This window comes from Kitasatospora sp. NPDC059571 (assembly GCF_042735675.1).
Taxonomy (GTDB): Bacteria; Actinomycetota; Actinomycetes; order Streptomycetales; family Streptomycetaceae; genus Kitasatospora.
Genome location: NZ_JBHWBW010000043.1, coordinates 1 through 22,607, shown reverse-complemented (window position 1 = coordinate 22,607; position 22,607 = coordinate 1). Strand labels below are relative to the sequence as shown.

The 22,607-nt window shown below is 73.0% G+C and carries 26 protein-coding genes; 15 read left to right on the top strand and 11 right to left on the bottom strand.

Features of this window, described 5'->3' with window-relative positions; translation table 11 throughout:
• Window positions 1-145: 145 nt before the first annotated feature.
• Window positions 146-1,765, bottom strand: a complete 1,620-nt coding sequence (locus tag ACFV0G_RS07990; protein WP_380543421.1) for an amidohydrolase — start codon at window positions 1,763-1,765, stop codon at window positions 146-148.
• Between the two features lie 44 nt (window positions 1,766-1,809).
• Window positions 1,810-2,529 carry a TetR family transcriptional regulator C-terminal domain-containing protein gene (locus tag ACFV0G_RS07985; protein ID WP_380543417.1) on the bottom strand — a complete coding sequence of 240 codons (720 nt, stop codon included), beginning with the start codon at window positions 2,527-2,529 and terminating at the stop codon, window positions 1,810-1,812.
• A gap of 70 nt (window positions 2,530-2,599) precedes the next feature.
• Here ACFV0G_RS07985 and ACFV0G_RS07980 point away from each other — a divergent pair, with 70 nt between their 5' ends.
• From ACFV0G_RS07980 to ACFV0G_RS07965, 4 genes are all read left to right on the top strand, one after another.
• Entirely contained in the window at window positions 2,600-4,027 is a 1,428-nt protein-coding gene (locus ACFV0G_RS07980; RefSeq protein ID WP_380543414.1) for a purine-cytosine permease family protein, read from the top strand.
• A gap of 265 nt (window positions 4,028-4,292) precedes the next feature.
• A complete protein-coding gene (locus tag ACFV0G_RS07975) occupies window positions 4,293-4,757 on the top strand; it encodes an SRPBCC family protein (RefSeq protein WP_380543411.1) in 465 nt (154 codons plus the stop codon).
• On the top strand, window positions 4,754-5,092 hold the full coding sequence (locus tag ACFV0G_RS07970; protein WP_380543408.1) for an ArsR/SmtB family transcription factor: 339 nt from the start codon (window positions 4,754-4,756) through the stop codon (window positions 5,090-5,092). Before ACFV0G_RS07975 ends, ACFV0G_RS07970 begins: the two co-directional genes overlap by 4 nt.
• 75 nt (window positions 5,093-5,167) lie before the next feature.
• Window positions 5,168-5,608 (top strand): SRPBCC domain-containing protein, encoded by a 441-nt coding sequence (locus ACFV0G_RS07965; protein ID WP_380543405.1) that lies wholly within the window; start codon window positions 5,168-5,170, stop codon window positions 5,606-5,608.
• 74 nt (window positions 5,609-5,682) lie between these two features.
• On the opposite strand, the gene ACFV0G_RS07960 is transcribed toward ACFV0G_RS07965, so the two are convergent.
• On the bottom strand, window positions 5,683-6,411 hold the full coding sequence (locus ACFV0G_RS07960) for an IclR family transcriptional regulator (protein ID WP_380543440.1): 729 nt from the start codon (window positions 6,409-6,411) through the stop codon (window positions 5,683-5,685).
• Between the two features lie 181 nt (window positions 6,412-6,592).
• On the opposite strand from ACFV0G_RS07960, the gene ACFV0G_RS07955 reads away from it, so the two are divergent.
• The 3 genes from ACFV0G_RS07955 (at window position 6,593) to ACFV0G_RS07945 (ending at window position 9,022) form a co-directional block, all read left to right on the top strand.
• On the top strand, window positions 6,593-7,078 hold the full coding sequence (locus ACFV0G_RS07955; RefSeq protein WP_380543402.1) for a nuclear transport factor 2 family protein: 486 nt from the start codon (window positions 6,593-6,595) through the stop codon (window positions 7,076-7,078).
• A gap of 30 nt (window positions 7,079-7,108) precedes the next feature.
• The gene (locus ACFV0G_RS07950) at window positions 7,109-7,873 is read left to right on the top strand and encodes a maleylpyruvate isomerase family mycothiol-dependent enzyme (RefSeq protein ID WP_380543399.1); all 765 of its coding nucleotides are present in this window, start codon (window positions 7,109-7,111) and stop codon (window positions 7,871-7,873) included.
• Between the two features lie 72 nt (window positions 7,874-7,945).
• Window positions 7,946-9,022, top strand: coding sequence for a hypothetical protein (locus ACFV0G_RS07945; RefSeq protein ID WP_380543396.1), 1,077 nt, complete (start codon window positions 7,946-7,948; stop codon window positions 9,020-9,022).
• 57 nt (window positions 9,023-9,079) lie between these two features.
• On the opposite strand, the gene ACFV0G_RS07940 is transcribed toward ACFV0G_RS07945, so the two are convergent.
• The 3 genes from ACFV0G_RS07940 to ACFV0G_RS07930 all read right to left on the bottom strand — a co-directional run bounded on the left by ACFV0G_RS07940 (window position 9,080) and on the right by ACFV0G_RS07930 (window position 11,453).
• On the bottom strand, window positions 9,080-9,820 hold the full coding sequence (locus tag ACFV0G_RS07940) for a VOC family protein (RefSeq protein WP_380543393.1): 741 nt from the start codon (window positions 9,818-9,820) through the stop codon (window positions 9,080-9,082).
• A gap of 33 nt (window positions 9,821-9,853) precedes the next feature.
• Window positions 9,854-10,399: a GNAT family N-acetyltransferase gene (locus tag ACFV0G_RS07935; protein ID WP_380543390.1), complete on the bottom strand. Its 546-nt coding sequence runs from the start codon at window positions 10,397-10,399 to the stop codon at window positions 9,854-9,856.
• Between the two features lie 97 nt (window positions 10,400-10,496).
• On the bottom strand, window positions 10,497-11,453 hold the full coding sequence (locus tag ACFV0G_RS07930) for a LuxR C-terminal-related transcriptional regulator (RefSeq protein WP_380543387.1): 957 nt from the start codon (window positions 11,451-11,453) through the stop codon (window positions 10,497-10,499).
• Between the two features lie 267 nt (window positions 11,454-11,720).
• On the opposite strand from ACFV0G_RS07930, the gene ACFV0G_RS07925 reads away from it, so the two are divergent.
• The 5 genes from ACFV0G_RS07925 to ACFV0G_RS07905 all read left to right on the top strand — a co-directional run bounded on the left by ACFV0G_RS07925 (window position 11,721) and on the right by ACFV0G_RS07905 (window position 14,959).
• Window positions 11,721-11,894: a hypothetical protein gene (locus ACFV0G_RS07925; protein WP_380543384.1), complete on the top strand. Its 174-nt coding sequence runs from the start codon at window positions 11,721-11,723 to the stop codon at window positions 11,892-11,894.
• Between the two features lie 9 nt (window positions 11,895-11,903).
• Window positions 11,904-12,173 carry a hypothetical protein gene (locus ACFV0G_RS07920; RefSeq protein WP_380543381.1) on the top strand — a complete coding sequence of 90 codons (270 nt, stop codon included), beginning with the start codon at window positions 11,904-11,906 and terminating at the stop codon, window positions 12,171-12,173.
• Between the two features lie 343 nt (window positions 12,174-12,516).
• Window positions 12,517-12,957 (top strand): hypothetical protein, encoded by a 441-nt coding sequence (locus tag ACFV0G_RS07915; protein ID WP_380543378.1) that lies wholly within the window; start codon window positions 12,517-12,519, stop codon window positions 12,955-12,957.
• A gap of 224 nt (window positions 12,958-13,181) precedes the next feature.
• Entirely contained in the window at window positions 13,182-14,069 is an 888-nt protein-coding gene (locus tag ACFV0G_RS07910) for a peptidoglycan-binding protein (RefSeq protein ID WP_380543375.1), read from the top strand.
• 68 nt (window positions 14,070-14,137) lie between these two features.
• Complete coding sequence (locus ACFV0G_RS07905; RefSeq protein ID WP_380543372.1) at window positions 14,138-14,959, top strand: CHAP domain-containing protein; 822 nt, start codon at window positions 14,138-14,140, stop codon at window positions 14,957-14,959.
• A 321-nt stretch (window positions 14,960-15,280) separates the two neighbouring features.
• Here ACFV0G_RS07905 and ACFV0G_RS07900 read toward each other — a convergent pair whose 3' ends face one another.
• The gene (locus ACFV0G_RS07900; protein ID WP_380543369.1) at window positions 15,281-15,808 is read right to left on the bottom strand and encodes a DUF6882 domain-containing protein; all 528 of its coding nucleotides are present in this window, start codon (window positions 15,806-15,808) and stop codon (window positions 15,281-15,283) included.
• Window positions 15,809-15,924: 116 nt separating this feature from the next.
• Between ACFV0G_RS07900 and ACFV0G_RS07895 the strand changes: the two genes are divergently transcribed.
• Window positions 15,925-16,266: a hypothetical protein gene (locus ACFV0G_RS07895; RefSeq protein WP_380543366.1), complete on the top strand. Its 342-nt coding sequence runs from the start codon at window positions 15,925-15,927 to the stop codon at window positions 16,264-16,266.
• 133 nt (window positions 16,267-16,399) lie between these two features.
• Here the strand turns inward: ACFV0G_RS07895 and ACFV0G_RS07890 are convergent, their stop codons facing one another.
• The 3 genes from ACFV0G_RS07890 to ACFV0G_RS07880 all read right to left on the bottom strand — a co-directional run bounded on the left by ACFV0G_RS07890 (window position 16,400) and on the right by ACFV0G_RS07880 (window position 19,116).
• Entirely contained in the window at window positions 16,400-17,725 is a 1,326-nt protein-coding gene (locus tag ACFV0G_RS07890) for a tetratricopeptide repeat protein (protein WP_380543363.1), read from the bottom strand.
• A gap of 93 nt (window positions 17,726-17,818) precedes the next feature.
• Complete coding sequence (locus ACFV0G_RS07885; protein ID WP_380543360.1) at window positions 17,819-18,394, bottom strand: helix-turn-helix domain-containing protein; 576 nt, start codon at window positions 18,392-18,394, stop codon at window positions 17,819-17,821.
• On the bottom strand, window positions 18,394-19,116 hold the full coding sequence (locus ACFV0G_RS07880) for a metal-dependent hydrolase (protein WP_380543357.1): 723 nt from the start codon (window positions 19,114-19,116) through the stop codon (window positions 18,394-18,396). The genes ACFV0G_RS07885 and ACFV0G_RS07880 overlap by 1 nt, the downstream gene beginning before the upstream one ends.
• A gap of 384 nt (window positions 19,117-19,500) precedes the next feature.
• Between ACFV0G_RS07880 and ACFV0G_RS07875 the strand changes: the two genes are divergently transcribed.
• Window positions 19,501-20,847 carry a geranylgeranyl reductase family protein gene (locus ACFV0G_RS07875; protein WP_380543354.1) on the top strand — a complete coding sequence of 449 codons (1,347 nt, stop codon included), beginning with the start codon at window positions 19,501-19,503 and terminating at the stop codon, window positions 20,845-20,847.
• A gap of 56 nt (window positions 20,848-20,903) precedes the next feature.
• Here ACFV0G_RS07875 and ACFV0G_RS07870 read toward each other — a convergent pair whose 3' ends face one another.
• On the bottom strand, window positions 20,904-21,251 hold the full coding sequence (locus tag ACFV0G_RS07870; RefSeq protein ID WP_380543351.1) for an ArsR/SmtB family transcription factor: 348 nt from the start codon (window positions 21,249-21,251) through the stop codon (window positions 20,904-20,906).
• An 82-nt stretch (window positions 21,252-21,333) separates the two neighbouring features.
• Between ACFV0G_RS07870 and ACFV0G_RS07865 the strand changes: the two genes are divergently transcribed.
• On the top strand, window positions 21,334-22,584 hold the full coding sequence (locus ACFV0G_RS07865; protein WP_380543348.1) for an MFS transporter: 1,251 nt from the start codon (window positions 21,334-21,336) through the stop codon (window positions 22,582-22,584).
• Window positions 22,585-22,607 lie beyond the last annotated feature (23 nt).

Sequence of the window (22,607 nt, the reverse complement as noted above, 5' to 3'; positions counted from 1 at the left end):
ATGTGAGTGTTTGGTGGTGTGTTGGGCCCCCGCGCGGGGCGGGGGGGGCGGGGGGGGGGGGGGGGGCCCGGCGGCGCGGGAACAACCCCGCGCGGGGCCCCCCGCGGCCCCCACGACTCAGCACTCGACCATGGATGACGGGCCGTCAGACGGCCGAACTCCGGTGCACCGGACGGCCGTCGACGACGGTGAGCAGCACCGGGAGCGCGGCGAGGTCGGTGTCGGGCACGGCGAGCGGGTCGTCCGCGAGCACGGTGAGGTCGGCGCGGTGGCCGACGGCCACCCGTCCGGCGAACTGCTCCTCCCCGGCCGCCCAGGCCGGGTTGAGCGTCATGCCCTGGAGGGCCTGCAGCGGGGTGAGGGCCTGCTCGGGCCCGTGCGGCGGCAGCGAGAGGTCCCGGGGGCGGCGGTGGCGGGCGCCGGCCATGACCTGGAGCGGCGGGAAGGGGGCGATCGGCCAGTCCGAGCCGAGGACGACCCGGGCTCCCGCCTCCCACAGGTCGCGGCAGCGGAACGCCCGGGAGGCGCGCACCTCGCCGAGCCGGCTGGACCAGTTGTCCGTGTGGTCGGCGCGGGTGAACTCGCAGCAGTGGGTGGGCTGCATGGAGGCGGCGACGCCGAGTGCGGCGAAGCGGCGCAGGGTGTCGTCCGGGACGGTCTCGATGTGCTCGACCCGGTGCCGCACCGGGGCGCCGCCCTCCGCCAGGGCCTTCTCGACCGAGTCGAGGACGTGGCGGACGGCCGCGTCGCCGATGGCGTGGGTCGCGGTCGGCACGCCGGCCCGGTGCAGGTCGCCCAGGACGCGGGTGAACTGCTCCGGGTCGGGCCAGAAGGCGTGCGTGGACTGGCCGTGGCAGTCCGGGTGTTCGAGCCAGGCCGTGCCGTTGTCGATGGTGCCGTCCATGAACATCTTGACGCCGTCGACCCGCCACAGCCGACCGCCGGCGCCCTGCTGCCGGACTAGGTCGGCGACGGCCGCCGCATCGGCGCCGGGCTGGCACCAGGGGGCGACCCGCAGCCGCAGCGGCAGCGCGTCCTGTGCCTCCAGCGCGGCGTAGGTCGCCAGGCTGGTGCCGACGGCGTCCATGGCGTGGCCGCCGGTCAGACCGGCCGCGGCCATGCTGCGCATCACCTCGGCGGTGCGGGCGAGCAGTTCGGCCTCGGTGGGCCCGGGAGCGGCGTCCTCGACGAGCGCGCAGGCCGCGTCCTCCAGCAGCAGGCCGGTCGGGCGGCCGACCGGATCGCAGACGATCTCGGCGGACTGCTCGAAGGTGCGGGGTCCGTCGATGCCGGCGAGTTCCAGGGCCCGTGCACTGGCCAGGACGGAGTGACCGTCGAAGAGGTCGATGACGGCAGGGACGCCGTCGAGGACCGGACCGAGTGCGGCGGCGCCGAGGGGCTGGCCCCCGAAGGCGTTCGGGTCCAGGCCCCAGCCGCGCAGCCAGGCACCGGGGCCGAGTCCGGCGGCAGCGCGGGCGAGGGCGGCGCGGACGGCCGGGAGGTCGCGGCAGTCGGAGAGGTCGACGCCTCGGGTGCGTTCGGCGCCGGACACCGGGTGCAGGTGCCCGTCGGTGAAGCCCGCGGTGGCGACCGCTCCCCCGAGGTCGATCACCTCGGTGGCCGGGCCGGCGAGGGCCAGGATCTCCCGGTCGTCGCCGAGTCGGGTGATCCGGCCCGCGCCGGCGGCGAGGGCGGTCTGCGGCAGGAGCCTGCCGGTGGCCGGGTCGAGCAGCCGGGCGGAGAGCAGGACGAGGTCGGGGTGCACGGGCGGCTCCTTGGTGCGGTGGGTACCGCCGTCGGCCCGGCGGGCTACGACGGCGCGTGGCGGGGAGGTTCGGGATCGGGCGGGGTGCGGCCGGTGCCGGGCGGGGCGGGGTCGATCGGGTCGGGCTGCGGGGCGGTCGGCGGGGTGAGCGCGCCGGCGGGCAGGCCCAGTTCGCGCTCCGCGGTGGTGACGGCCATGTTCACCACCGCCGGGGGGCGGTCGCTGCGGTCGGTGTTGGCGTGCACGCCGAGGCCGTCCAGGACGACCAGGATCCGGATGGCGGCCACGACCGGGTCCTCGGTGCGGAAGGCGCCGGTGTCGGCGCCCTCGCGGATCAGGCCCGTCAGCCGGTCGCGCCACCGCGCCTCCTGGTGGCCGACCCGCTCGCGCAGGGCCGCCCGGAACCGGCTGAGGTGCCTGGCGTTGAGCCAGAGCCGGCTCATGTCGTCGTAGCGCGGCCCGGTGGTGAGGCCGAGGAAGCGGGCCAGTTGCGGCAGGGCCGTCCCCTCGGGCCGGTCGGCCGGGATCAGCTCGTCCAGTTCGGCGGTCGCGGCGGTGCCGAACGCCTCGGCGACGAGCTCCTCCGCGACCGGGAAGTAGTGGCTGATCAGTCCGGGGCGGACGGCCAGCTCATCGGCGACGCGCCGCACCGTGATGCACTCCAGCCCTTCTGCCAGGGCGATCGCGGCCGCGGTGGCCACGATCTCGGCGCGGCGCGCCTCCGGGGATTTGCGGACCCGCTTCGGCTGGACGCTTGACGACATGTCCCGCACGCTATTGGATGTGCGACCAATAGACAAGCCGGCTCCCGTTCTCGACAGTTCGGAGGACTCCATGGAATCCACGATTCCAGACCCCCACGCGGAGACCCCCACTCCCCCGGCGACGCCCGAGCGCGCCGGCCGGGTGGAGGCCCACGGCATCGACCGCATCCCCGAGAGCGAACGCCACGGCCGCCCCCGCGAGCTCTTCGCGGTCTGGGCGGCGCCCAATGTGAGCTACCTGAGCCTGGTCGTCGGCGGCACCCTCACCCTGATCGGCCTGGACCTGTGGCAGGCGCTGGCGGTGATCGTGGCCGGCAACCTGCTCTGGGCGCTGGTCGGACTGGTCGCCGTCAGCGGCCCGGCGTCCGGCACCCCCAGCGAGGTGGTGATGCGGGCGATGTTCGGCACCCGGGGCAATCGCGTGAACATCGCCGTCACCGGCTGGTTCGTCTCGGTCTGCTACCTGGCGCTCAGCTGGGCCGCCGCCTCGCTCGCCGCCTTCGCGCTGGCCGACGAGGCCGGCCTGCACCTCGGCACCGCCGCCGAGGTCGTGGTCATCACGGCCATCGCGGCGGCCACCCTGGCCATCAGCATCTACGGCCACGCCACCATCGTGCGGCTGTACCTGCCGTTCACCCTGGTCCTGAGCGCGGTCTTCACCGTCCTCGGCGGCTACGTGCTCGGCCGCGCCGACTGGGGCTACCGGCCCGAGCAGCCGCTGCACGGCGCCGCCCTGGTCGCGGCACTCGCCGGCGGCCTCACCCTGGTGGCCTCCGCCCCGCTCTCGTACAACAACAGCGCGGACTTCGCCCGCTACCTGCCGCCCGGCAGCAGACCGGCGGCCGTCGCCGGGTGGACGGCGCTCGGCGGGTTCGTCCCCAGCGTCCTGTTCACCTTCCTCGGCACCCTGGCCGGGACCACGCTGGACATGACCGACCCGCAGACCGCGCTGACCACGGTCCTCCCGTCCTGGTTCAAGCCGGCCTTCCTGCTGGCGATCGTGCTGTCCGCGGTCGCCAACAACGCGATGACGGCCTACAGTTCCGGTCTCGCCCTGCAGGCCGTCGGCCTGCGGGTCCGCCGCTCGCGCAGCGTCGCCCTGGACGGCACCCTCGGGGTGGCGCTCACCCTCTACGCGCTGCTGGTCTCCAACTTCCTCGACACCGTCAACAGCATGCTGGAGCTGATGGTCGCCCTGACCGGCCCGACCATGGCCGTCTACGCGACCGACGTCCTGCTGCGGCGCAACCGCTACGACGGGCACGCCCTCACCGACGAGAGCCGGGACGGGCCGTTCTGGTACACCGGCGGCGTCCACCGCGCCGGAGCCGCAGCCCTGGTCGTCGGCGCCGCGGCCGCCGCCCTGTGCGTCACCACCCCGCTGTACACCGGCCCGGTCGCCCACGCGCTCGGCGACACCGACCTGTCGCTCCCGGTCGGGCTGCTCGGCGCGGCCGGCGTCTACCTGCTGACGACCCGGCGCCGCACCGCGGTCTGACGGCGGACCGGGCCCGCCCGGCGGTACGCGCCCCGCGCGGCCGGGCGGGCCGCACCGCTCACACCCGCTCGGCCTGCGGCGCGCCGGCCGCCGCGGGCCGGGGTGCCGCAGGGTCCCTGGACGAGGTCCGCGACACCCCCTGACCGGCGGGGTCGCCGGCCGGCCGGGGCGGCAACCCCAGTCAGAGCAACCAAAGGTTGCACGTCCCCGGGAAGAGTTCTACAGTGATACGCAACCAAAGGTTGCGAGAGGCTGGAGGAGCGCGATGGAGTACGGCAGCATCGAGCGGGAGATCCACATCGAGGCCACGCCCCAGGTGGTCTACGAGGTCATCAGCACACCCGAGCACCTGCGGGAGTGGTGGCCGGACGAGGCGGACCTGAAGCCGGCCCCCGGCGCCACCGGGGTCATCACCTTTGGCGACAGCTCCTCGCCGGGGGCGAAGACCGAACCGCTCACGGTGCTGGAGGCCGACCCGCCCCGGCGGTTCTCCTTCCGCTGGGTGTACGAGGACGGCGAGGCGGCCGCGCCGGGCAACTCGCTGCTGGTGACCTTCGACCTGGTCCCCTCGGGCACGGGCACGCTGCTGCGCTTCACCGAGACCGGCTTCCGGGAGCGGGGCTGGGAGGCGGCCGTCCTCGAGGAGGCGTACCGCGACCACGTCAACGGCTGGGACTACTTCCTGCCCCGCCTCGTCACGTACGTCGCCCGGCTGGTGTCGGCGCCGTGACCGCAGCCATCGACGACGAGCTCTGGTCGGCGGTCGGCGACCCCATACGCCGCAGGATGCTCGACCTGCTGCTGACCGAGGGCGGCGGGACGGCGACCACGCTGAGCGGGCAGCTCCCGGTCACCCGGCAGGCCGTCGCCAAGCATCTCGGTGTCCTCGACCGGGTCGGCCTGGTCCACGGCACACCGTCCGGACGCGAGCGCCGCTACGAGGTGGACGAGGCCCAACTCGCCCGCGCCGTCGCACAGCTGTCCTCGGTCGGGGCCGCCTGGGACGCCCGGCTGCACCGCATCAAGCGGATCGCCGAGACCATCCAGCGCAGCCGGCAGGGCTGACCGCCCCCACACGCACCAACACCACCGCGTCCGCGGGCCGCGCCGCGGACGCCCGGACAGGAGAGAGGTACCGACATGGCGGACATCCTGCACAGGATCGGCGCCACGGCGTCCCCCGAGGACGTCTACGCCGCCCTGACCACGGTCGACGGGCTGGCGAACTGGTGGACGAGGGAGACGGACGGGGACCCCGACCCCGGGGGCGTCCTCCGGTTCCGCTTCGCCCAGGGCGGCTTCGACATGAAGGTCCTGGACGCGCAGCCCGCCGAGCGCGTGCTCTGGGAGGTCGTCGACGGCCCCGAGGAGTGGATCGGCACGCACGTCCGGTTCGACCTCAAGCGGGAGGGCGACTTCACGATCGTGCTGTTCCGGCACGAGGGCTGGCGGGAGCCCGTGGAGTTCATGTACCACTGCAGCACCAAGTGGGCGACCTTCCTGATGAGCCTCAAGCGGCTGGTCGAGACCGGCACGGGCGAGCCCGCGCCGCACGACGTGCAGATCAGCAACTGGCACTGAGGCCACCGCCCGGCCGTCGAATCGCCTCCCCGGCCCGGACGCCGCGTGCGCCCGGGCCGGGGAGCGGCCTGCCGTCACCAGCCGCCCGCGGTCCGCAGGGCGCGGGACAGGCCCAGTGCCGCCGTCCGCACCGCGGGGGCGAGTTGGGCGGGCCGGAAGCGCGAGAGCGGGACGGCCACCGAGAGGGCGGCCACCGCGGCATCCCCGGCGAACACGGGCGCGGCGATGCAGCTCACCCCGAGCGCCGCCTCCTGCTCCTCGTACGCGAGGCCCGAGACCTGGGTCTTCTCCAGGGCCATACGCAGCCGCGCCGGGTCGGTGATCGAGTGCGGGGTGAGGCTCGGCAGCGGCCGGGACAGCAGTTCCTCGGTCAGCTCCGCACCGGAGAAGGCCAGCAGCGCCTTGCCCACGCCCGTGCAGGAGAGCGGGAGGCTGCCGCCGATCCGGGACGGCAGCCGGAGTGCCTCGTGACCGTGGATGCGTTCGAGATAGACCACCTCCATGCCCTCGCGGACCCCCAGGTGGACGGTTTCGCGGGTGGCCTCGAACAGGTCCTGGAGGAAGGGCAGCGCCACCTCGCGCAGATCGCGGCGGCGCGGCACCAGCGAGCCCAGTTCGAACAGCTTCGTGCCGAGCCGGTACTCGGCGCCGGAGCGCTCCAGCCAGCCCAACCGGACGAGGTCCGCCGCGAGCCGGTGCACGGTCGGCTTGGGCAGGCCGGTGCGCGCGGCGAGTTCCGACAGGCGGTACGAGCCGCCATGGGGGATGAAGCACTCCAGGATGAAGGCAGCCTTCTCCAGCATGCTGCCGCCCGCACCGTTCCGTTCCACGGAACGAAGCCTCTCCCATCGGGGCGGTGCTGTCCATGCCGGCACCGGGCCGGCCGGGGCCGCCGGGTCCGGCTGCGGCCTGCCGGACCGGCCGGGCACACCGGATCGCAAGACCGTTCGCCGACGACCGCAACCGCCCGGGCAGGATGGCGCGATGACCGACGACGGAGACCTCCACGCGATGGACCGGATGCTCGCCGAACGGGCCTGCGAACGGCTGGTGCTGGAGTTCGTGCGCCGGCTCGACCTCGGAGAGCCGGGCTCGGTGGCCGAGCTGTTCACCCCGGACGGGGTCTGGGAGTGGCCGTACGACGGGCGCCGCGTCGAGGGCCGGGCGGCGCTGCGCGCCCACTTCGCCTCCCGTCCCGCGGACCGCCAGTCGCGGCGGATGTGCAGCAACGTCCTGATCACGGTCGACTCGCCGGACACCGCCTCCGGGACCACCTACTTCGCCACCTACCGCGTCGACGGATTCACCCCCGGCTCGCTCGTGCCCCCGCGCCTCCCGGCGAACGTCGGCCACTACGAGGACACCTTCCGCCGGATCGACGGCACGTGGCTGCTGCACACCCGCCGGCTGGTGCTGCCCTTCGGCGGCCCCACCGAACGCCTGGACGACGGCCCGGCCGGGTCCTCCTGACGGTCGGTCGGCCGTGGTCCACTGGTCGGCATGGACGACTCCCGATTCCTCGACTGCCTCACCGTCGACTACGACCGCCTGCGGTCCGTCGCACCGATCGACCTCGGCGCGGCCGTGCCGAGCTGCCCCGGCTGGACGGTCGCCGACCTGACCCGGCACGTCGGCACCGTGTACCTGCACAAGGTGGCCGCCATCCGGACGGGCGCCGAACCCGACCCGTGGCCGCCCGCGGAGCTCGACCGGGAGGATCCGCTCGCCCTCCTCGACCGGGCGTACGCCGCGCTGCGCGAGGAGTTCTCCGCCCGCCGCCGCGAGGACCCGGCCGGCTCCTGGTACCACCCCGACCGGACCGTCGGCTTCTGGATCCGCCGGATGGCGCAGGAGACCGTGATCCACCGGATCGACGCCGAACTCGGCACGGGACAGCCGGTGGCCCCGGTCGCGGACGACCTGGCCCTCGACGGCATCGACGAGCTGCTCAAGGTCTTCGTCGCGTACGGCGTCGCCGAGTGGGGCGACTACTTCACCGACGCGCTGGCCGGCTCGCCGGGCCGGACCTGCACGGTACGGGCCGACGGCGCGGCCTGGCGGGTGCGCAGCGGGCCCGGCAGTCTCACGGTCGAGGACGGCGCGGGCGACGGCGGCAGCGACGCGAGCGTCACCGGCCCGCCGGCGGACGTCCTGCGGTGGCTGTGGAACCGGGAGGAGCCCGGCGCCCCCGGCGCCGTGACCGTCGAGGGCGACCCCGAGGCGGTGGCGGAGCTCCGACGCTGCATCACCATCGCCACGCAGTAACGGCGTCCGGGGACGGCCCGCGGCTGCGGCCGTTGTCGCTCCGGGCCGGCGGATCGGTGGCACCATACCGGGATGGACTCGATCATGCGTACGGCCGGGAGCCTGCTGGGCACCCACCTGTCGGACCCCGTCGACCTCGGCGGGAGCAGGCGGAGCACGGTGCTGCGGTGCGCCACCGCCGACGGGCGCAGCGTGATCGTGAAGGCGTTCACCGACGAACCGGAGGCGCGGCGGGCGTTCACCGGCGAGGCCGCCGGGCTCTCGCTCGCGCTGGCCGGCCCCGAGCTGCTGGCCGTGGCCGCCGACCCGCCGATCCTCGTCATGGCCGACCTCGGCCGCGCGCCGACCCTGGCGGACGTCCTGCTCGGCTCCGACCCCAAGGCCGCCGAGCAGGGGCTGTCCGCGTGGGCGCACGGGCTCGGGCGGCTGGCCGCCGCGTCGGTGCACCGGCGGGCCGACCTCGCCGCCCTGTGGGCCCGCTACGACAAGGGCATGCCCAGCTGGGACGACGAGCCGTGGATCGCCGCGAACGCGGCCGCCCTGCCTGGTGTGCTCGACGCGGCGGGCGTCACTGCCCCGCAGGACCTGCCCGGCGACCTCGCCCGCATCGGCACCGCGGGCGGCGAGGAGTACCCGGCCTTCACCCCGGGCGACACCTGCCCGGACAACAACCTGATCACCCCGGAGGGGCTGCGCCTGATCGACTTCGAGGCCGCCTGCTTCCAGTCGGTGTTCCTGACCGCGGCGTACTGCACCATGCCGTTCTCCACCTGCTGGTGCGTCTTCCGGCTGCCCGACGGCACGGCGGAGGGCCTTGAGGAGACCTACCGGCGGGAGGTGGTCGCCGCGTACCCGGTGCTCTCCGAGGACGCGGTGTGGCGGGCGGGGATGCGGCAGGCGGTCGCGGTGTGGACGGTCGACGCCACCGTCCGCCTGCTGCCCCGGGCCCTGAAGGAGGACCTCCCGATGCACCGCAGTCGGCGACCGGTGCCGACGATGCGTCAGGTGCTGCGGCACCGGTGGGAGGCGGCGCAGCACCTGACGGAGTTCCCCGCCCTCGCGGAATCCGTCCGGGACCTGCTCCACGGGGCCGCCACCTGGGACACTCCGTCGCTGCCGCACTACCCCGCCTTCACCGCCTCCGATTGACGTCGGGGCGCCTCTCCGCCGGGCTCCTGTGTCAGGGCACCGTGTCAGCGCCCTGTGTCAGGAGAGGGCGAGGACACAGAACTCGTGGTCCTCCGGGTCGGCCAGGCACGTCCACGGGACGTCGCCCTGGCCGAGGTCGAGATCGGTGGCGCCGAGGGCCCGCAACCGGGCGACCTCCGCCGCCCCGTCGTCACCGGGGTACGGCAGCAGGTCGAGGTGGACGCGGTCCGGCACGGTCCTCGCATCGGGTGAGCGGATGAACTCGAGGTACGGGCCGACACCCTCGGCGCAGCGGAACACCGCCTCGTCGTCGGTCACCCCGTGCAGGGTCCAGTCGAGCGCCTCGCCCCAGAACCGGGCCATCGCCTGCGGGTCCGCGCAGTCGACCACCACCGCGGCGATCGGCCCGGTGTCCCGGTAGACCTCCCGGGGCTCCAGCACGCAGAACTCGTTGCCCTCCGGGTCGGCGAGAACCGTCCACGGCACCTCACCCTGGCCCACCTGGGCGGACGTCGCACCGAGCGCCCTGAGGCGCGCGACCAGCTCCGCCTGGTGGGCGGCGGAGGTGGTGGCGAGATCGAGGTGCACCCGGTTCTTCGTCCCCGTCTTGGGTTCCGGGACGGGAACGACGTCGATCCCGAGGGGGACCGGGGCCGGCCATACGAGGCCGCCGCCGGGTCCGACGTAGGTGGTCGCGCCGGGGAAGTACGCAGTCCAGCCGAGCGCCTCCGCCCAGAACCGGCCGACCGCCGGAGGATCAACCGCCTTGATGTTCAGCTGAACCGGTCGCAGTGCCATGCCGTCGATCCTAGGCGCCGCTCCCCGGCCGCCTCAGGACGACGTGACCGGGGACCACGCGCCGAACCACTGCTCGGCGCCGTACTCCTCGAATCGCTCCACCTCGGTGAACCCCAGCTTCGCCGCGAGGCGCATCGAACGGTCATTGGCGGTCTGGGTGCAGAGCACCACTCCCTCACCGGGATGCGTGCCCGCGAACCAGTCGAGTGCCGCCGCACACGCCTCCGCGGCGAACCCGCACCCCCACGCCTCCGGCAGGAACATGTAGCCGAGTTCGGCCTCCCCGGCTTCCGCACGGACGTGCCCCGGACGCTCCGCATCACGCCGCTCCAGCGTGACGATGCCGATCATCCCCCCGTCCAGATCCACCACGAAGAGACCGGGCCGCCGCCTGGGCGTCTCGGGCATCGAGCGCTCGAACTCCTCACGCGGCCGCGGCCCCCCGATGTACGTGCCCACCTCCACCGAGGTGAACAGCTCGATGACCGCCGCACGGTCCCGCACCTCGGGCTCCCGCAGCACGAGCCGCTCGGTCCGTATCGGGGCGGGCGGCCAGGCAGCAGGTTCAAGATCGGTCATGACTGCAACCTATCGAACGCCCGCCGGGCAGGGCCGCCGATTGACATGTGTGCACCGGAACGGCCTCCGATCGATCAGGGCTGCCGACCTCTCGGGGTCACAGCCAGTCCTTCCGCGCCGCTTGGGCCCCCGCCTGGAAGCGGCTTTCGGCGCCGAGACGATTCATCAGGTCCTGCATCATTCGACGCACGGTCCGCAAGGACAGGCCCAGCTTGCGCCCGGCGGACTCGTCCGTGTGGCCCTGGCCGAGCAGCTGCAACAGCGCGCGCTCTGACCCGGTGAGGTCCTGATCGTCACGGGGGGCGGGCTGGCCGAAGTCGGCTCCGCTGCGCCACAGTTCATCGAACAGTGCACACAAGGGCTGGATCAGGGCCGCACCGTGCAGTTCCAGTGCGCCGCGGCGGCCGTCGACGGGGTCGGTCGGGACGAGGGCGATGCTGCGGTCAACGATCACCAGCCGCATCGGCAGCAGCGGCACGGTACGGGTCAGACCGCCCAGATCGGCCAGCCACCGGGCGTAGCGCAAGGTGTCGGGGTCGTTGCGGAAGCTGTCCTGGAAGATGCTGCGGATGACCACTCCGCGTTCCAGCGCCAGCTGGTTGGGGTGCTTGCCGGCCTGGATGGAATCGGGGCGGACGGCTCCCCCGCGCATCAAGGACAGGCACTCCTCGGTCGCGGTCGCTGCGAGTTCCTCCAGGCGGTCACGGACGGCTTCGAGGGAGTCCAGCCGCAGGACCATCTCATCATCGGGTCGCCGGTCGACGTACTCGGCGGAGATGGCCGCGATCGCGGTCCGGGCGCTCTCTAACTGCTGCTGACGGAAGAGCAGTTGGTTCTGGTTGCGGGCGAGCAGCCTGGTCAGTCCGACCTCCGGACTGACGGCCCGCAGCGCACTCGAGTCGGCCGCGGGCCGCAGCAGCGTCAGTTCCAGCAGTTCGTCGAGTGCTCCACGCACCTCGGCCTCCGACAGGTGCAGTTCGGCGGCAATCCGCTCGACCCCCCAGTCCGGCTCGCCCAGCAAGGTCCTGTAGACGCTCTCTGTCAGTGCGTTCAATCCGAGTGCTTGCAACACCGCGCCGACCCCCCATGTCGATGATCATCATCATGATCGGTGCATGACGGCCGGAGACGCAATGCCTTCCGCGGACGAAATGATCTGGCACCTAGATGCCGAGTGAGTTCGTGCCACCTCTGTAGCCGTGACATCGCCTTCCGTAGGCGGCAAGCTCTTCCTCGTCAGCGGAAAACGCCGCGAGAAACGGGGCGAGTTCCGCGAACCACCTACCGGCACAGCATGGTTACGAAACAGGAGAGAACAGTCGTGGCTCGCTCGATACGCATCGTATGCACCGGCCTGATCGTCGCATTCACGGTCGGCCTGGGGTCCACCGCCGCAAGCAACATCGTCGCCGGTCCCTCGGCCGTCCAGCGCACCGTCACCGCCTCGGGCTTCGACTGGGACAGCGTTCCCGCCGCACCCCCCGCACAGAGTTGACCGGATCCCGTGCATCTGGTCGCGGTGACGCTCATCTGTCCTGACCCGGTGTCATCGCAGGTGACGGCCGAAGCGGTCACCGATCTGATCTGGCTCCACTGCCGACGCGAAGACCGAGTGGAACACATCCGCTCCCGCGCCGACCTCCACCGCTACTGCATCGCTGCCGCGGTCATCGCGGACACTCCGGATGCGGCAATCGCGAGCCTGCGCCACGTCTGCGAACGCGCCGTGCAGCACGCGCCGGCCCTGCGCGGCTGGCAACTCGACCTCACGTAGGACCTCCACGCACCGGTCCCACGGCTCTCCTGGCCACATGAGTGCAGTCGCGCCGGGAGGCCGAGAACCACCCGCCGCCGCCGTCCGAACGCCTCCGTTCGGCCGAGCCCATGACGTCCGCTCGGAAGACATGCACCCGACGCGACGGTCCTGATGCGCCACACAGCCGTCGCTACGGGCTCCTCGGCCTCGTTCGCCGGTGTCCGCGCGCCCTGAGGTCCCCTGCCGGGCTGTGCCGGCGGGGTGAACCGGCGCCACCCGGCCCGTCTCGAACATCTCCCGTGCCCCGGCAGCGCCGGGGACATCTCCTCCCTTTCCGTCTCCTGAAAGAAGGCAGTTCGCCATGCCCAGCTTCGCCAAGATCGCTGCCGCCGCCACCCTGGCCGTGCCGATGCTCCTCGCCATTCCCGGGACCGCCAGCGCCTCCACTCCGTCCGGCTGTTCCAGTGTCACGCAGATCGGCACCACCGCCTACCTCAACGTCGGGGGGCAGACGATGGCGTCGGTGAAGCAGTACAAGGGCTGCGGGAAGAACTACTCCTACCTGTACGTGTGGGAGGGCTACCGCTCCTCCCACAGCAGTTGGGACGTGTGCGCGGCCATCGTCACCAACGGCGGACACGACGTCCAGGACCCCCGGTGCGACCACAACTCCGTCGAGCTGTGGTCCGCCGGCGCCGCCACCCTGTCGCAGTGCACCCAGGCCCTGGGCTGGACCGGGTACGGCCCCATTCCCTACCCCGCCGACGGCGACGTCGCCGTCAAGACCGACGTCCGCTGCTGACCGTTCGTCCGGCTCTCCGACAACCCGTCATGCCCGTCGAGCAGTACCGATCGCCGAGCCCTCGCCAGAAGTCGCACCGGTCGCCCGGCTCCGCCGGACGGCGGCGAGTGCACCTGCACCGGCGCCACCCCTCTCCGCAGCACCCGAGCCTGCGACGGCCGCACCGACCAGCGGTGCCGCTGAGCGCTGCCCCGGTCCTCCACCGAACCAGAAGGAATCACCGCATGGCATCCACCATCAAGACCCGGAACGCCGCAACCCGACTGCTCACGGCCGTCGCCGTCCTGAGCGGCCTGGTGCTGAGCGCCGCACAGGCCCACGCGGCAACCCCACCACCCACCGAGGCATCGGCTGCCACCGCTACCGCGCTGCCGGTGGTGGACATGGAAGCCACTGTCCTGGCTGCCCAGATCGATCCCCGACGCGCCGACAGCACGCTGACCCCGGGGGCCAAGGACTCGGTCCTGGCCGTCGAGCGGGCCCTGCAGGCCCGTAACCTCCTCGACGCCAAGTGGGTGGACGGGTACTTCGGCACCACCACCATCTCCGCCTACGCCGCCTTCCAGCGCTCCCTCGGCTACTCCGGCCTGGCCGCCAACGGGCTGCCCGGCGCCACCTCCCTCGCCGCGCTCGGGCAGGGCCGATTCACCGTCACCCACCAGATCGGACCCGGCGCGAAGCTCCAGCGCGACGGGTACACCGTGGACACCCGCACCCAGAACATGCTCACCGAGGCCGAACGCCTCCTGGGCTTCCACCTCACCCTGTCCCAGGGCTCCTACAACCCCGGCGGCGATCCCACCTCCGCGGGCACCCACGACGGTGGTGGCGTCGTGGACATCAATGTCGACGGCATGTCCAGCACCACCCGCACCGCCGTCGCCAAGGCACTGCGCCAGGTCGGATTCGCCGCCTGGGTCCGCAACCCCACCCAGGGTGACTGGCCCTGGCACATCCACGCCGCGGCGATCAACGACACCGATCTGTCCACCCAGGCCCAGAACCAGACCGGTGACTACTACCTCGGCCTCAACGGCCTGGCCAACCACGCCGCCGACGACGGCCCCCGCATCCCCATCCAGACCTGGGAGGAGTACCAGCGCACCCACTGAGCGCGCACGGCACCTCCCGAGTACGACCCAGAACACCTGTTGACAACACGTCACGAGAAGAGAAGACCATGAAGAACATACGCACCGTGCTCACCGTCGCCGGCACCGCACTGGCCCTGGCCGTCCCCCTCATCGGCACCACCTCCGCCCCCGCCTTCGCCGCGTCCCGCGACGGAGTCTGCGACGCCGGCGAGTTCTGCTACTACTACAACAGCGACGAGGCCGGCTCGATCTCCGACTTCACCGGCTCCATCAGCGACCTCGGGTCCACCCAGCCGACCTGCTACGAGTTCAAGGGCGCCGGCGCCGGCCAGGGCATCTGCACCAAGAACAACGCCGCATCGGTGTGGAACCGCACCGGCCAGACCGTCCGCGTCTACTTCAACAGCGGCTACGGCGGCGCCAGCCAGGACTTCGCCCCCGGCGCCAAGGGCAACCTCAACGCCACCCTGAAGAACAACGAGGCCTCCCACCAGTTCCTCAGCAGCGGCGGCGGCGGCAACCAGACCCCCACCAACGACTTCGACCACGGCACCCGCGGCTTCGCCGCCGACAACTGCACCGCCTTCGCGGCGTACCGCATCGCCAGCCGCCTCGGCGTCCCGAACTTCAGCAACTCCTGGGGCGGCACCACCTGGGGCAACGCCGGCACCTGGGACGACGCCGCCCGCCGCGTCGGCGTCACTGTCAACACCACGCCCACCGTCGGTGCCATCGCCGTCAACGACGTCCACAAGGTCGGCCACGTCGCCTACGTGAACGCCGTCTACTCCGACGGCTCCTTCGACGTCGAGGAGTACAACTGGAACAACCCGCTCGCCTACGGCACCCGCAGCCACGTCCACGTGAGCAGCGCCCAGTCCGACTTCCAGTGGATGCTCCACTTCTGAGCAACCACCAGCAGGACACCGGCACACCCGAACCCGGGGCAGCTCCACAACCGGGGTGATCTCGTGGGCGTGCAGGTCACGGCGGCGGTGTGACGACGTCCGCCGGGGCCGCAGCGGTACTCATCGAAGCCCCGTTGGGCAGGTGACCTCTCCAAGTCGCCTTCTCCCAACGGGGCTTCGATGTGCCGTCGGTCGGCCGCCGCGGGCCCGGGTCCGCGAACGCGACGCCAGGTCATCGAAGACCGTCTTCACACCCTCCGCGTGCAGCTGCCCGGTGTGAGGTCACGTTCAAGGCGTGATGGCCGGGCACCCCGGCGCCCGTCACCGTCCATCGGCGGCAAGGACCAAGTCATGCACCAGGAAGTGGAGTTGCGCGTCATCCATGGACTCCGCCCACAGTCCCTCGGCGTCGAGCACGGATGCCGCCACCATCCGGGCCTCGGCGACGAGCTCGGGGTGGTAGGTGAAGCCCGGCCAGGGCAGGACGGGGTAGTCGTTCGCCTCGCCGAACTGCCGGACGAGCTCGATGTCGCCCAGGACGGCCGGCGGCAGTGACTCGTTCGCCCAGGACCACAACCAGGACTGCTGGGTGAGACTGACGCTGCCGATCATCGTGAGCCGGCCGGTGAGGAAGACCTCCCCACCGCGCGACCAGGTGATCTGCGCGTCGTCCATCGACCACTGGTACTGCACGTCACCCGACAGCCCATAGCGTTCGACCATGACGGCCTGTCGAGTGCGGGCGCGCTCACGGGCCGCCAACACGACGTCCTCCCAACCGGAGTGGTCATGCTCCCAGCGTTCGTCCACCGTGCCTCCTCGCGCAGGTTGTCGACAGGATCCTCCCATCGTCGCTGGTGACCGAGGTAGGGGGCCCGGAGGACCGGTCGTCCCGGCGGACGTACCCGGGAGATACGGCTGGTCGGGGGGTCCCGAATCGGCTCGCGCCGCGCCAGACTGACCCCATGCTGATCTCTGCCCGGCTCGGCCGGCCTCTGCTGCGGTTCTGGACGACCACCCGCGCCAACTTCTACGCCGAGGACCAGGCGACCCGGTGGACCGCGCGGGCGGCGTGGCTGCTGGTGACCGCGACGATGTGGCTGGTGCTGATGTTCACGGTGGTATGGGGAGCGATGGTTGCGGGGGCACAGTCCGGCACCGTGGTCGTCATGACGGTGGGCCTGGCCTTCGCGGTGCCGGTCGTGTCGATGGCCGCCGTGACCTCCGGGCCCAGGGGCCGGATGGGCGCACCGGTGCTGACGGCGCTGGTGATGGGCGCCGTACTGCTCGCCTTCTGGCTGAGCTGACCGGACCGGGGGCGTCGTGACGCCCCCCGGGCGCCTCGGCCCGAGCAGAACGGCCTTGGATCGCGGGCTCCCGGGTGGGCTCGGCCGCCGCTGCCCGGGGGTCGCCCTGCTCCCGCCGCTCCGCCGCCTCCCGTTACCGCCGCTCGGCGGCCGCGCGCTCCTCGGCGATCGTGGGAACGGAGGCGAGGGCCTCGGCCGGGCGGCCGTGCCTGATCAGCATGTCGGCCAGATCGAGGTCGGCCAGGTGGTGGGTGGACGCACGGAGAAGCGCGAGGGCCTCCTCCGGCCGGCCGTCCCGCTCCAGGAGCCGCGCCAGCGCGGTGTCCCACGCGCCGGGCTCCCGCTCGTTGAGGGCGGTGGCCTCCGCGATGCCCTCCGTGCAGCGGCCCGTCTCGCCCAGCAGCCAGAGCCGCAGGCGGCGGACGTCGTCCGGGTGCCCCTCGACGTACGCGCCGGTGAGCCCCTCCAGGAGTTCGAGCGCCCGGCCGGGGCGGCCGTCGCCGACGAGCAGTTCCAGCGCCCAGTGGAGGAGGTTCCAGCAGTCGTAGTAGTCGTACGTGGGCCGGCCGGTCTCGACGGCTTCGTCGATCCTTCTCTGGCGGACGAGGAGGTGCATCAGCGCCGTGCGGTCCTTCGGGTGGTCGCGGGTCTCGATGTGTCCGCGCAGCAGGGCCTCGGCCTCGGACGCCCGACCGGCGTCCTCCAGTGCCTTGGCGTACACGTCCAGGGCGGAGTAGGGGTCCCGGGCGGCCAGTGCGCCCAGTTCCTCGATCAGGTCCTGCCGAGCAAGGAGTTTCGCGTAGTACTCCGGGAAGTTGACGGGATGGCGTCGGCCCGAGGCCATTTCGGTGCGCAGGGTCTCGACGGCCTCGTCCGTACGCCCGGCGCGTTCGAGGACCCGGGCGACCAGGAGCAGCACCTGCCACCGCTCCACCCGGCCCGACGGCTCGCTGCCCGTACGCTCCGCCACCTGCGCGAGCAGGTCCAGGAGCTGTTCGTCCCGCCCCTGGCCCTCGGTCACCTTGACCAGGTGCGACAGCAGCCAGGACTCTCCGAGATGGGGCGCGTGCACCTCGATGGCCTCGTCGATCCGCCCGGCCTTCACCAACAACTCGGCGTACCGAGCGCACACGCGGCCGTCGCCCAGCCCTGCCGCGTCCGGGCGGACCCTCGCGAGCGCCTCCTCGCCGTCGCCCCGCAGGATCATGATCTCGGCGGAGACCCACTCGGCCGCCCGCCAGCCGACATCCGTGAACGGGCCCATCAGCGCCAGCGCCCGATCGAACTCCGCGGCCGCGCACAGCTCCCGCGCCGCCGCCTCCGCACACGTCCAGTCCCCGCGCTCCTGCGCCGCCCGGATCAGCAGCTCCAACTGCCCCAGGTCCAGGAGGGACCGCACCATCCACGGGTGGACACCACCGCGGTTGCGCGCCTGCCAGGAAAGATCGTCGAGGTTCACGCAGGCAACCTACGAACCGTCACTGACATCCCCGATCCACCGCGCCGAGTCCGGGCCGGGGCACGGCCGGAGCGACCTGTCCGACCGCGCCGTTCAGGTGCTGATCGGGGAGGCGAGGACGACGGTGATGTCCGCGGGATGGGTCTCGGTGCGGTAGAAGTGCGGGGCGTCGCCCGCGAAGGCGAGCATGTCGCCGGGGCCCAGCTCCTGAGGTGCGTCGACCGGCCCCGCGGTGATGCGGCCGCTGGAGATGATCAGGTGCTCGATCGTGCCCGTGGCGTGGGGCACGCCCGCCAGTTCGGTCTCGGGCGGGACGCGCAGCCGCCAGAGTTCCAGGCTGTGGCCGCTGCTGATGCGGCGCAGCAGCTCGCGGGAGACCTCGCCCGGCTGGGCGGTCGTGGCGGGACGGTAGACCGGCCCGGTGTCGGCGTCACGCGCGAGCAGGTCGGCGAGCGGGATGCTCAGGGCGACGGCAATCGCGTCGAGCGTGTCGATCGTCGGGTTGCCGTTGCCGGCCTCCAGTTGGGACAGGGTGCCCTTGCTCAACCCGGCCCGCCGGGCCAGCTCGGCGGCGCTCATGCCGCGCTGCTGGCGGCGCAGGCGGATCTTCGACCCCACCGCGGCGGCAGTGCTGCTGACCGGCTGCCGGCCGGGGGTGGCGCCGACCATCAGATGCTCCGGTGGGCCGCGGTGTAGGACACGCGGATGCGGCCCTTCTTGACCCTCACGGTCGGCAGCACCACGTCGGTCAGATCGCCGAGACTGCGCACGTGCGTTCCGCCGCACGGCGCCGAGTGCAGGTGGTCCAGGTACACCACGCGCCGTCCGCTGCCCTCGTCGCGTGCGAAGACGGGCAGATCCTCGGCGATGGCGGCCTCCACCCCCGCACGCAGCGCGGCGGTCACCTCCTCGCGGCCCTCGGGATCGCCCAGGCGGGCGTCGGCAGAGGGGAGTTGGAACTCGATGCGCGCCTGGCCCGGAAAGTGGTTGCTGGCCAGCATCTGCCACCCCTGCAACCGCCCGACGGCCTCGACGAGGTGCCCGGCGGTGTGCAGCGCGGCATGCGCCAGCCGGGCCCCGAGGTCGATGCGGGCCCGAACCCGGTCTCCCTCGGCCGGCGCGGACAGGCTCCGGCCCTCGGCCGCCGTTGCGACGACCAGCCCGCTCTCGTGGTCCCGGACCGGGATGATCTCCATCTCGTCCAGCCAGCCCCGGTCGGCGGGCTGACCCCCGCCCTGCGGATGGAACAGGCAGTGCTCGACGGCCACCCAGGGCACGCCGTCCCGTTCACCGACGGCGATGACGCGCGTGTCGGCGCGCTCCAGGTAGGTGTCGTCGAGGTACGTGCTGATCTGCACGTCACCCCGAAGGGCCATATCTGAGTGAACCATGCGTTCAGCATAACGAACCAAGGCGGCATCGGCGAACCATTCGTTCGTTAAATTGAACGCGGGCCCTACCGGCCTCCCGTCCCTTACGCAGCCGGCTCGGTGCCGGGCGGCCGGCGACGGCCGGCTTCATGCAGGCTGCTCAGCGCCGATTGATCAGTTCGACCTTTCCTCGGTACGTAGGCACTGCCCGAGCCAGGGCAAAGGCCTGCGCTCATCGCGGGGCGAAGAGGAGGTGCACGGGCCCAGTCTGTCGGAGCGTCCCCGGGCCGGGAAGGGCCGTATGTATCCAGGATCACCACGTGCTCTCCCCCGGACGGAGGAGGGCTGACCCCGTTCGGCTGGGTAGGGATGGGGTGTCGTGCACGCGGGCGGGAGGAGGCACAGGTGCGCTCAGCGCAGGAACCGGTGGCCGAGGCGAACGGTGTGACGGACGAGGACGCACAGGTCATCGTGGTGGGCGCCGGGCCGGCCGGCTCGACCGCCGCCGTGCACCTGGCGAGGGCGGGACTGGACGTCCTGCTGCTCGAGAAGGGCGGCTTCCCCCGGGAGAAGGTGTGCGGCGACGGACTGACCCCGCACGGCGTCCACCAACTGCTGAAGATGGGCGTGGACATCGACGAGCCCGGCTGGACGCGCACCCGCGGCACCCGCTGGGTGTGCGAGGGCCGCCGGGTCGACATCGACTGGCCCGCCCTGGGCCGCTACCCCGACTTCGGGCTGACCCGCAGCAGACACGACTTCGACGACATCCTGGCCCGCCACGCGGTGGCCGCCGGCGCGAGGCTGCGCACCCATGTGAAGGCCACCGCGCCGCTCACCGACCGCGCCGGGCGGATCACCGGCGTACGGGCCGAGGCCGGCCCCGACCGGGAGCCGCGGACCTTCCGGGCGCCGCTGGTGATCGCCGCCGACGGCGCGTCCGCCCGGACCGCCCTGGCCATGGGCCTGGCCCGGGACGAGAGCCGGCCGATCGCCACCGCGGGCCGCCGCTACTACCGCAGTCCCGAGCTGTCCAAGGACCCGTACCTGGAGCTGTGGGCCGACCTGCGCTGTGCCCGCACCGGGCGCGACCTCCCCGGCTACGGATGGATCTTCCCGCTGGGCGACGGCCGGGTGAACGTGGGCCTCGGAGCCCTCCCGCACCCCCAGGACGGCCCGGTCGACCTGCGGGCCTGCCTGGCGCTCTGGCTGTCCCGGCTGCCCGAGGAACTGGGGCTGCACGAGGAGAACGCCGATTCCCCGCTGCGCAGCGCCGCCCTGCCGATGGCCTTCAACCGCCGTCCGCAGTACAGCCGCGGACTGCTGCTGGTGGGCGACAGCGCGGGCATGATCAGTCCGTGGAGCGGCGAGGGCATCGCGCAGGCGATGGAGGCCGCGGAGGTCGCCGCCGAGACCGCGGCACTGGCCCTGGCCCACCCCGCCGGCCCGCGCCGGGAGCAGGTGCTGCGCAGCTACCCCGCGGAGCTCGACCACCGCTGGGGGCACTACTACCTTGCGGGCAGCACCGTGGCGCGGCTGGTGCTCAGCCGCTACGGCTACCGCCCGCTGCTCCCCCGCCGGGTGATGGAGACCCCGGCGCTGGTCAACGCGATGGCCAGGCTGCTGATCGAGCCGGGGCGCAAGCCGTCCCGGGACACCACCGACGCCCTGCTGCACGCGCTGGTGCGCCTCGTCCCGGCCGGAGGGCGGCGCACCCGGGGCCGCACCGGAGGACCCGCCGCACGCCGCTGACGGCGACACCCCGGCACGCCGACGCCGCCCGAGCCGGGCCCGGGGCACCGGCGACGTCAGCGCGCCGGGGTGTCGGAGGGCCGCGGGTCCGGGGCTGCGTCCAGAACCGCGTCCAGCAGGCCGGGGAAGCGCCCTTCCAGGTCGGCGCGGCGCAGTTCCAGGTGCCGCTGCCGCCCGTGCGGCGTGCTGCGGACGACGCCTGCCTCGCGCAGGGTCTTCAGGTGGTGGGAGAGCGTGGACTTGGGCAGCTCGCCGCCGACCGGCTGGCAGGCCGCGACCTCCTGCGGCCCGTCGACCAGGCCCTGCACGATCGACAGCCGGGCGGGGTCGCTCAGTGCGAAGAGCACCTGGGTGAGCTGGAAGTCCGCGGGCTCGGGGTGGGGAAGGTCTCGGGCGGTCGACATAGTTCCAGAATAGTTGAACAATCGCGCGGGCGGGAGTACGCTCCGATTGTTCGAGAATTTTGGAACCATCGGAAGAGGCCCCATGGGCACCACCGTCGCCCGACCGATACCGACCGTCCGCCCCGCGGCACGCCCCGTGCCGCGGAGAGCAGGCTTCTGGATCCTGGCCGCCGCGCTGTTCGCCCTGATGGCAGCGGCCGGGGCACCCTCTCCGCTGTACGTCCTCTACCAGCAGCAATGGCACTTCTCCGCCCCGATGCTCACGCTGGTCTTCGCGGTGTACGCGCTGGCCCTGCTCGCCGCACTGCTCACGGTCGGCGCACTCTCCGGGTACGTCGGTCGCCGGCCGGTGCTGGTCGCCGCCCTGGGCGGGGAGATCGCCGCCATGGCGGTGTTCCTCTCCGCCCACGGCGTCGGCGCCCTGCTGGTCGCCCGCATCCTCCAGGGGCTGGCCACCGGAGCCGCCACCGGAGCCGTCAGCGCCGCCCTCGTCGACCTTCAGCCCGCCCCCGGCTCGCGGCTCGGCGCCGTGATCAACAGCGTCGCCCCCACCGCCGGACTGGCCGCCGGCGCCCTCGGCGCGGGCGCGCTGGCGGAGTACGCCCCCTCGCCGACCGTGCTGGTCTTCGCCCTGCTGCTGGTGGTGTTCGTGGCCCTCGTCGCGGCGATCGCCCTGGTGCCGGAGACCGTCACCCGGCGGCCCGGCGCCCTCGCGTCGCTGCGGCCGCGGATGTCCGTACCGGCGGAGGCCCGCAGCGCGTTCCGGGCCGCCACCCCGGCCATGATCGCCACCTGGGCGACCGGCGGACTCTTCCTCTCGCTGGGCGGCTCGCTGGCGGCCGGCGTGCTGCACATCGGCAACCACCTGGTCGGCGGACTGACCGTCACCGTGCTGACCGGCGCCGGGGCCCTCGCCTCGCTGCCCGGCGGCCGCCGCCCCGCGCGTGCGGTCATGGCGGTCGGCGCCTTCACCCTCGCCACCGGCGCGGCGCTGACCATGGTCGCGCTGACCACCCGCAGCACCGGGCTCTTCTTCCTCGCCGCGGTGATCGCCGGCGCAGGGTTCGGCAGCACCTTCTCCGCCGCGTTCCGCTCGCTCGCGCCGCTGGCCGGGCCGGACCGCCGCGCCGAGCTCTTCGCCTCGGTCTACACCGTCAGCTACCTGGCCTTCAGCCTGCCGGCCGTCGCCGCCGGACTGCTCGTCCCGCACCTGGGGCTGCGCACGGTCGCCGACGGCTACGGCGTCGGCGTGGTCCTGCTCGCCCTCGCGGCCGGCGCCCTCGCCCTGCGCCGTCGGCACCCGGCGGCGGCAGGAGCGGACGCCCGGCCGTAGCGGTGCCCGCGGGGCCCCGCACC

Coding starts and splice junctions, on each gene's coding strand:
- ACFV0G_RS07985 (WP_380543417.1), bottom strand. CDS start 2,529: ATGTCGTCAAGCGTCCAGCCGAAGCGGGTCCGCAAATCCCCGGAGGCG.
- ACFV0G_RS07980 (WP_380543414.1), top strand. CDS start 2,600: ATGGAATCCACGATTCCAGACCCCCACGCGGAGACCCCCACTCCCCCG.
- ACFV0G_RS07975 (WP_380543411.1), top strand. CDS start 4,293: ATGGAGTACGGCAGCATCGAGCGGGAGATCCACATCGAGGCCACGCCC.
- ACFV0G_RS07965 (WP_380543405.1), top strand. CDS start 5,168: ATGGCGGACATCCTGCACAGGATCGGCGCCACGGCGTCCCCCGAGGAC.
- ACFV0G_RS07960 (WP_380543440.1), bottom strand. CDS start 6,411: ATGCTGGAGAAGGCTGCCTTCATCCTGGAGTGCTTCATCCCCCATGGC.
- ACFV0G_RS07955 (WP_380543402.1), top strand. CDS start 6,593: ATGACCGACGACGGAGACCTCCACGCGATGGACCGGATGCTCGCCGAA.
- ACFV0G_RS07950 (WP_380543399.1), top strand. CDS start 7,109: ATGGACGACTCCCGATTCCTCGACTGCCTCACCGTCGACTACGACCGC.
- ACFV0G_RS07945 (WP_380543396.1), top strand. CDS start 7,946: ATGGACTCGATCATGCGTACGGCCGGGAGCCTGCTGGGCACCCACCTG.
- ACFV0G_RS07940 (WP_380543393.1), bottom strand. CDS start 9,820: ATGGCACTGCGACCGGTTCAGCTGAACATCAAGGCGGTTGATCCTCCG.
- ACFV0G_RS07935 (WP_380543390.1), bottom strand. CDS start 10,399: ATGACCGATCTTGAACCTGCTGCCTGGCCGCCCGCCCCGATACGGACC.
- ACFV0G_RS07915 (WP_380543378.1), top strand. CDS start 12,517: ATGCCCAGCTTCGCCAAGATCGCTGCCGCCGCCACCCTGGCCGTGCCG.
- ACFV0G_RS07910 (WP_380543375.1), top strand. CDS start 13,182: ATGGCATCCACCATCAAGACCCGGAACGCCGCAACCCGACTGCTCACG.
- ACFV0G_RS07905 (WP_380543372.1), top strand. CDS start 14,138: ATGAAGAACATACGCACCGTGCTCACCGTCGCCGGCACCGCACTGGCC.
- ACFV0G_RS07900 (WP_380543369.1), bottom strand. CDS start 15,808: ATGGGAGGATCCTGTCGACAACCTGCGCGAGGAGGCACGGTGGACGAA.
- ACFV0G_RS07895 (WP_380543366.1), top strand. CDS start 15,925: ATGCTGATCTCTGCCCGGCTCGGCCGGCCTCTGCTGCGGTTCTGGACG.
- ACFV0G_RS07885 (WP_380543360.1), bottom strand. CDS start 18,394: ATGGTCGGCGCCACCCCCGGCCGGCAGCCGGTCAGCAGCACTGCCGCC.
- ACFV0G_RS07880 (WP_380543357.1), bottom strand. CDS start 19,116: ATGGTTCACTCAGATATGGCCCTTCGGGGTGACGTGCAGATCAGCACG.
- ACFV0G_RS07870 (WP_380543351.1), bottom strand. CDS start 21,251: ATGTCGACCGCCCGAGACCTTCCCCACCCCGAGCCCGCGGACTTCCAG.
- ACFV0G_RS07865 (WP_380543348.1), top strand. CDS start 21,334: ATGGGCACCACCGTCGCCCGACCGATACCGACCGTCCGCCCCGCGGCA.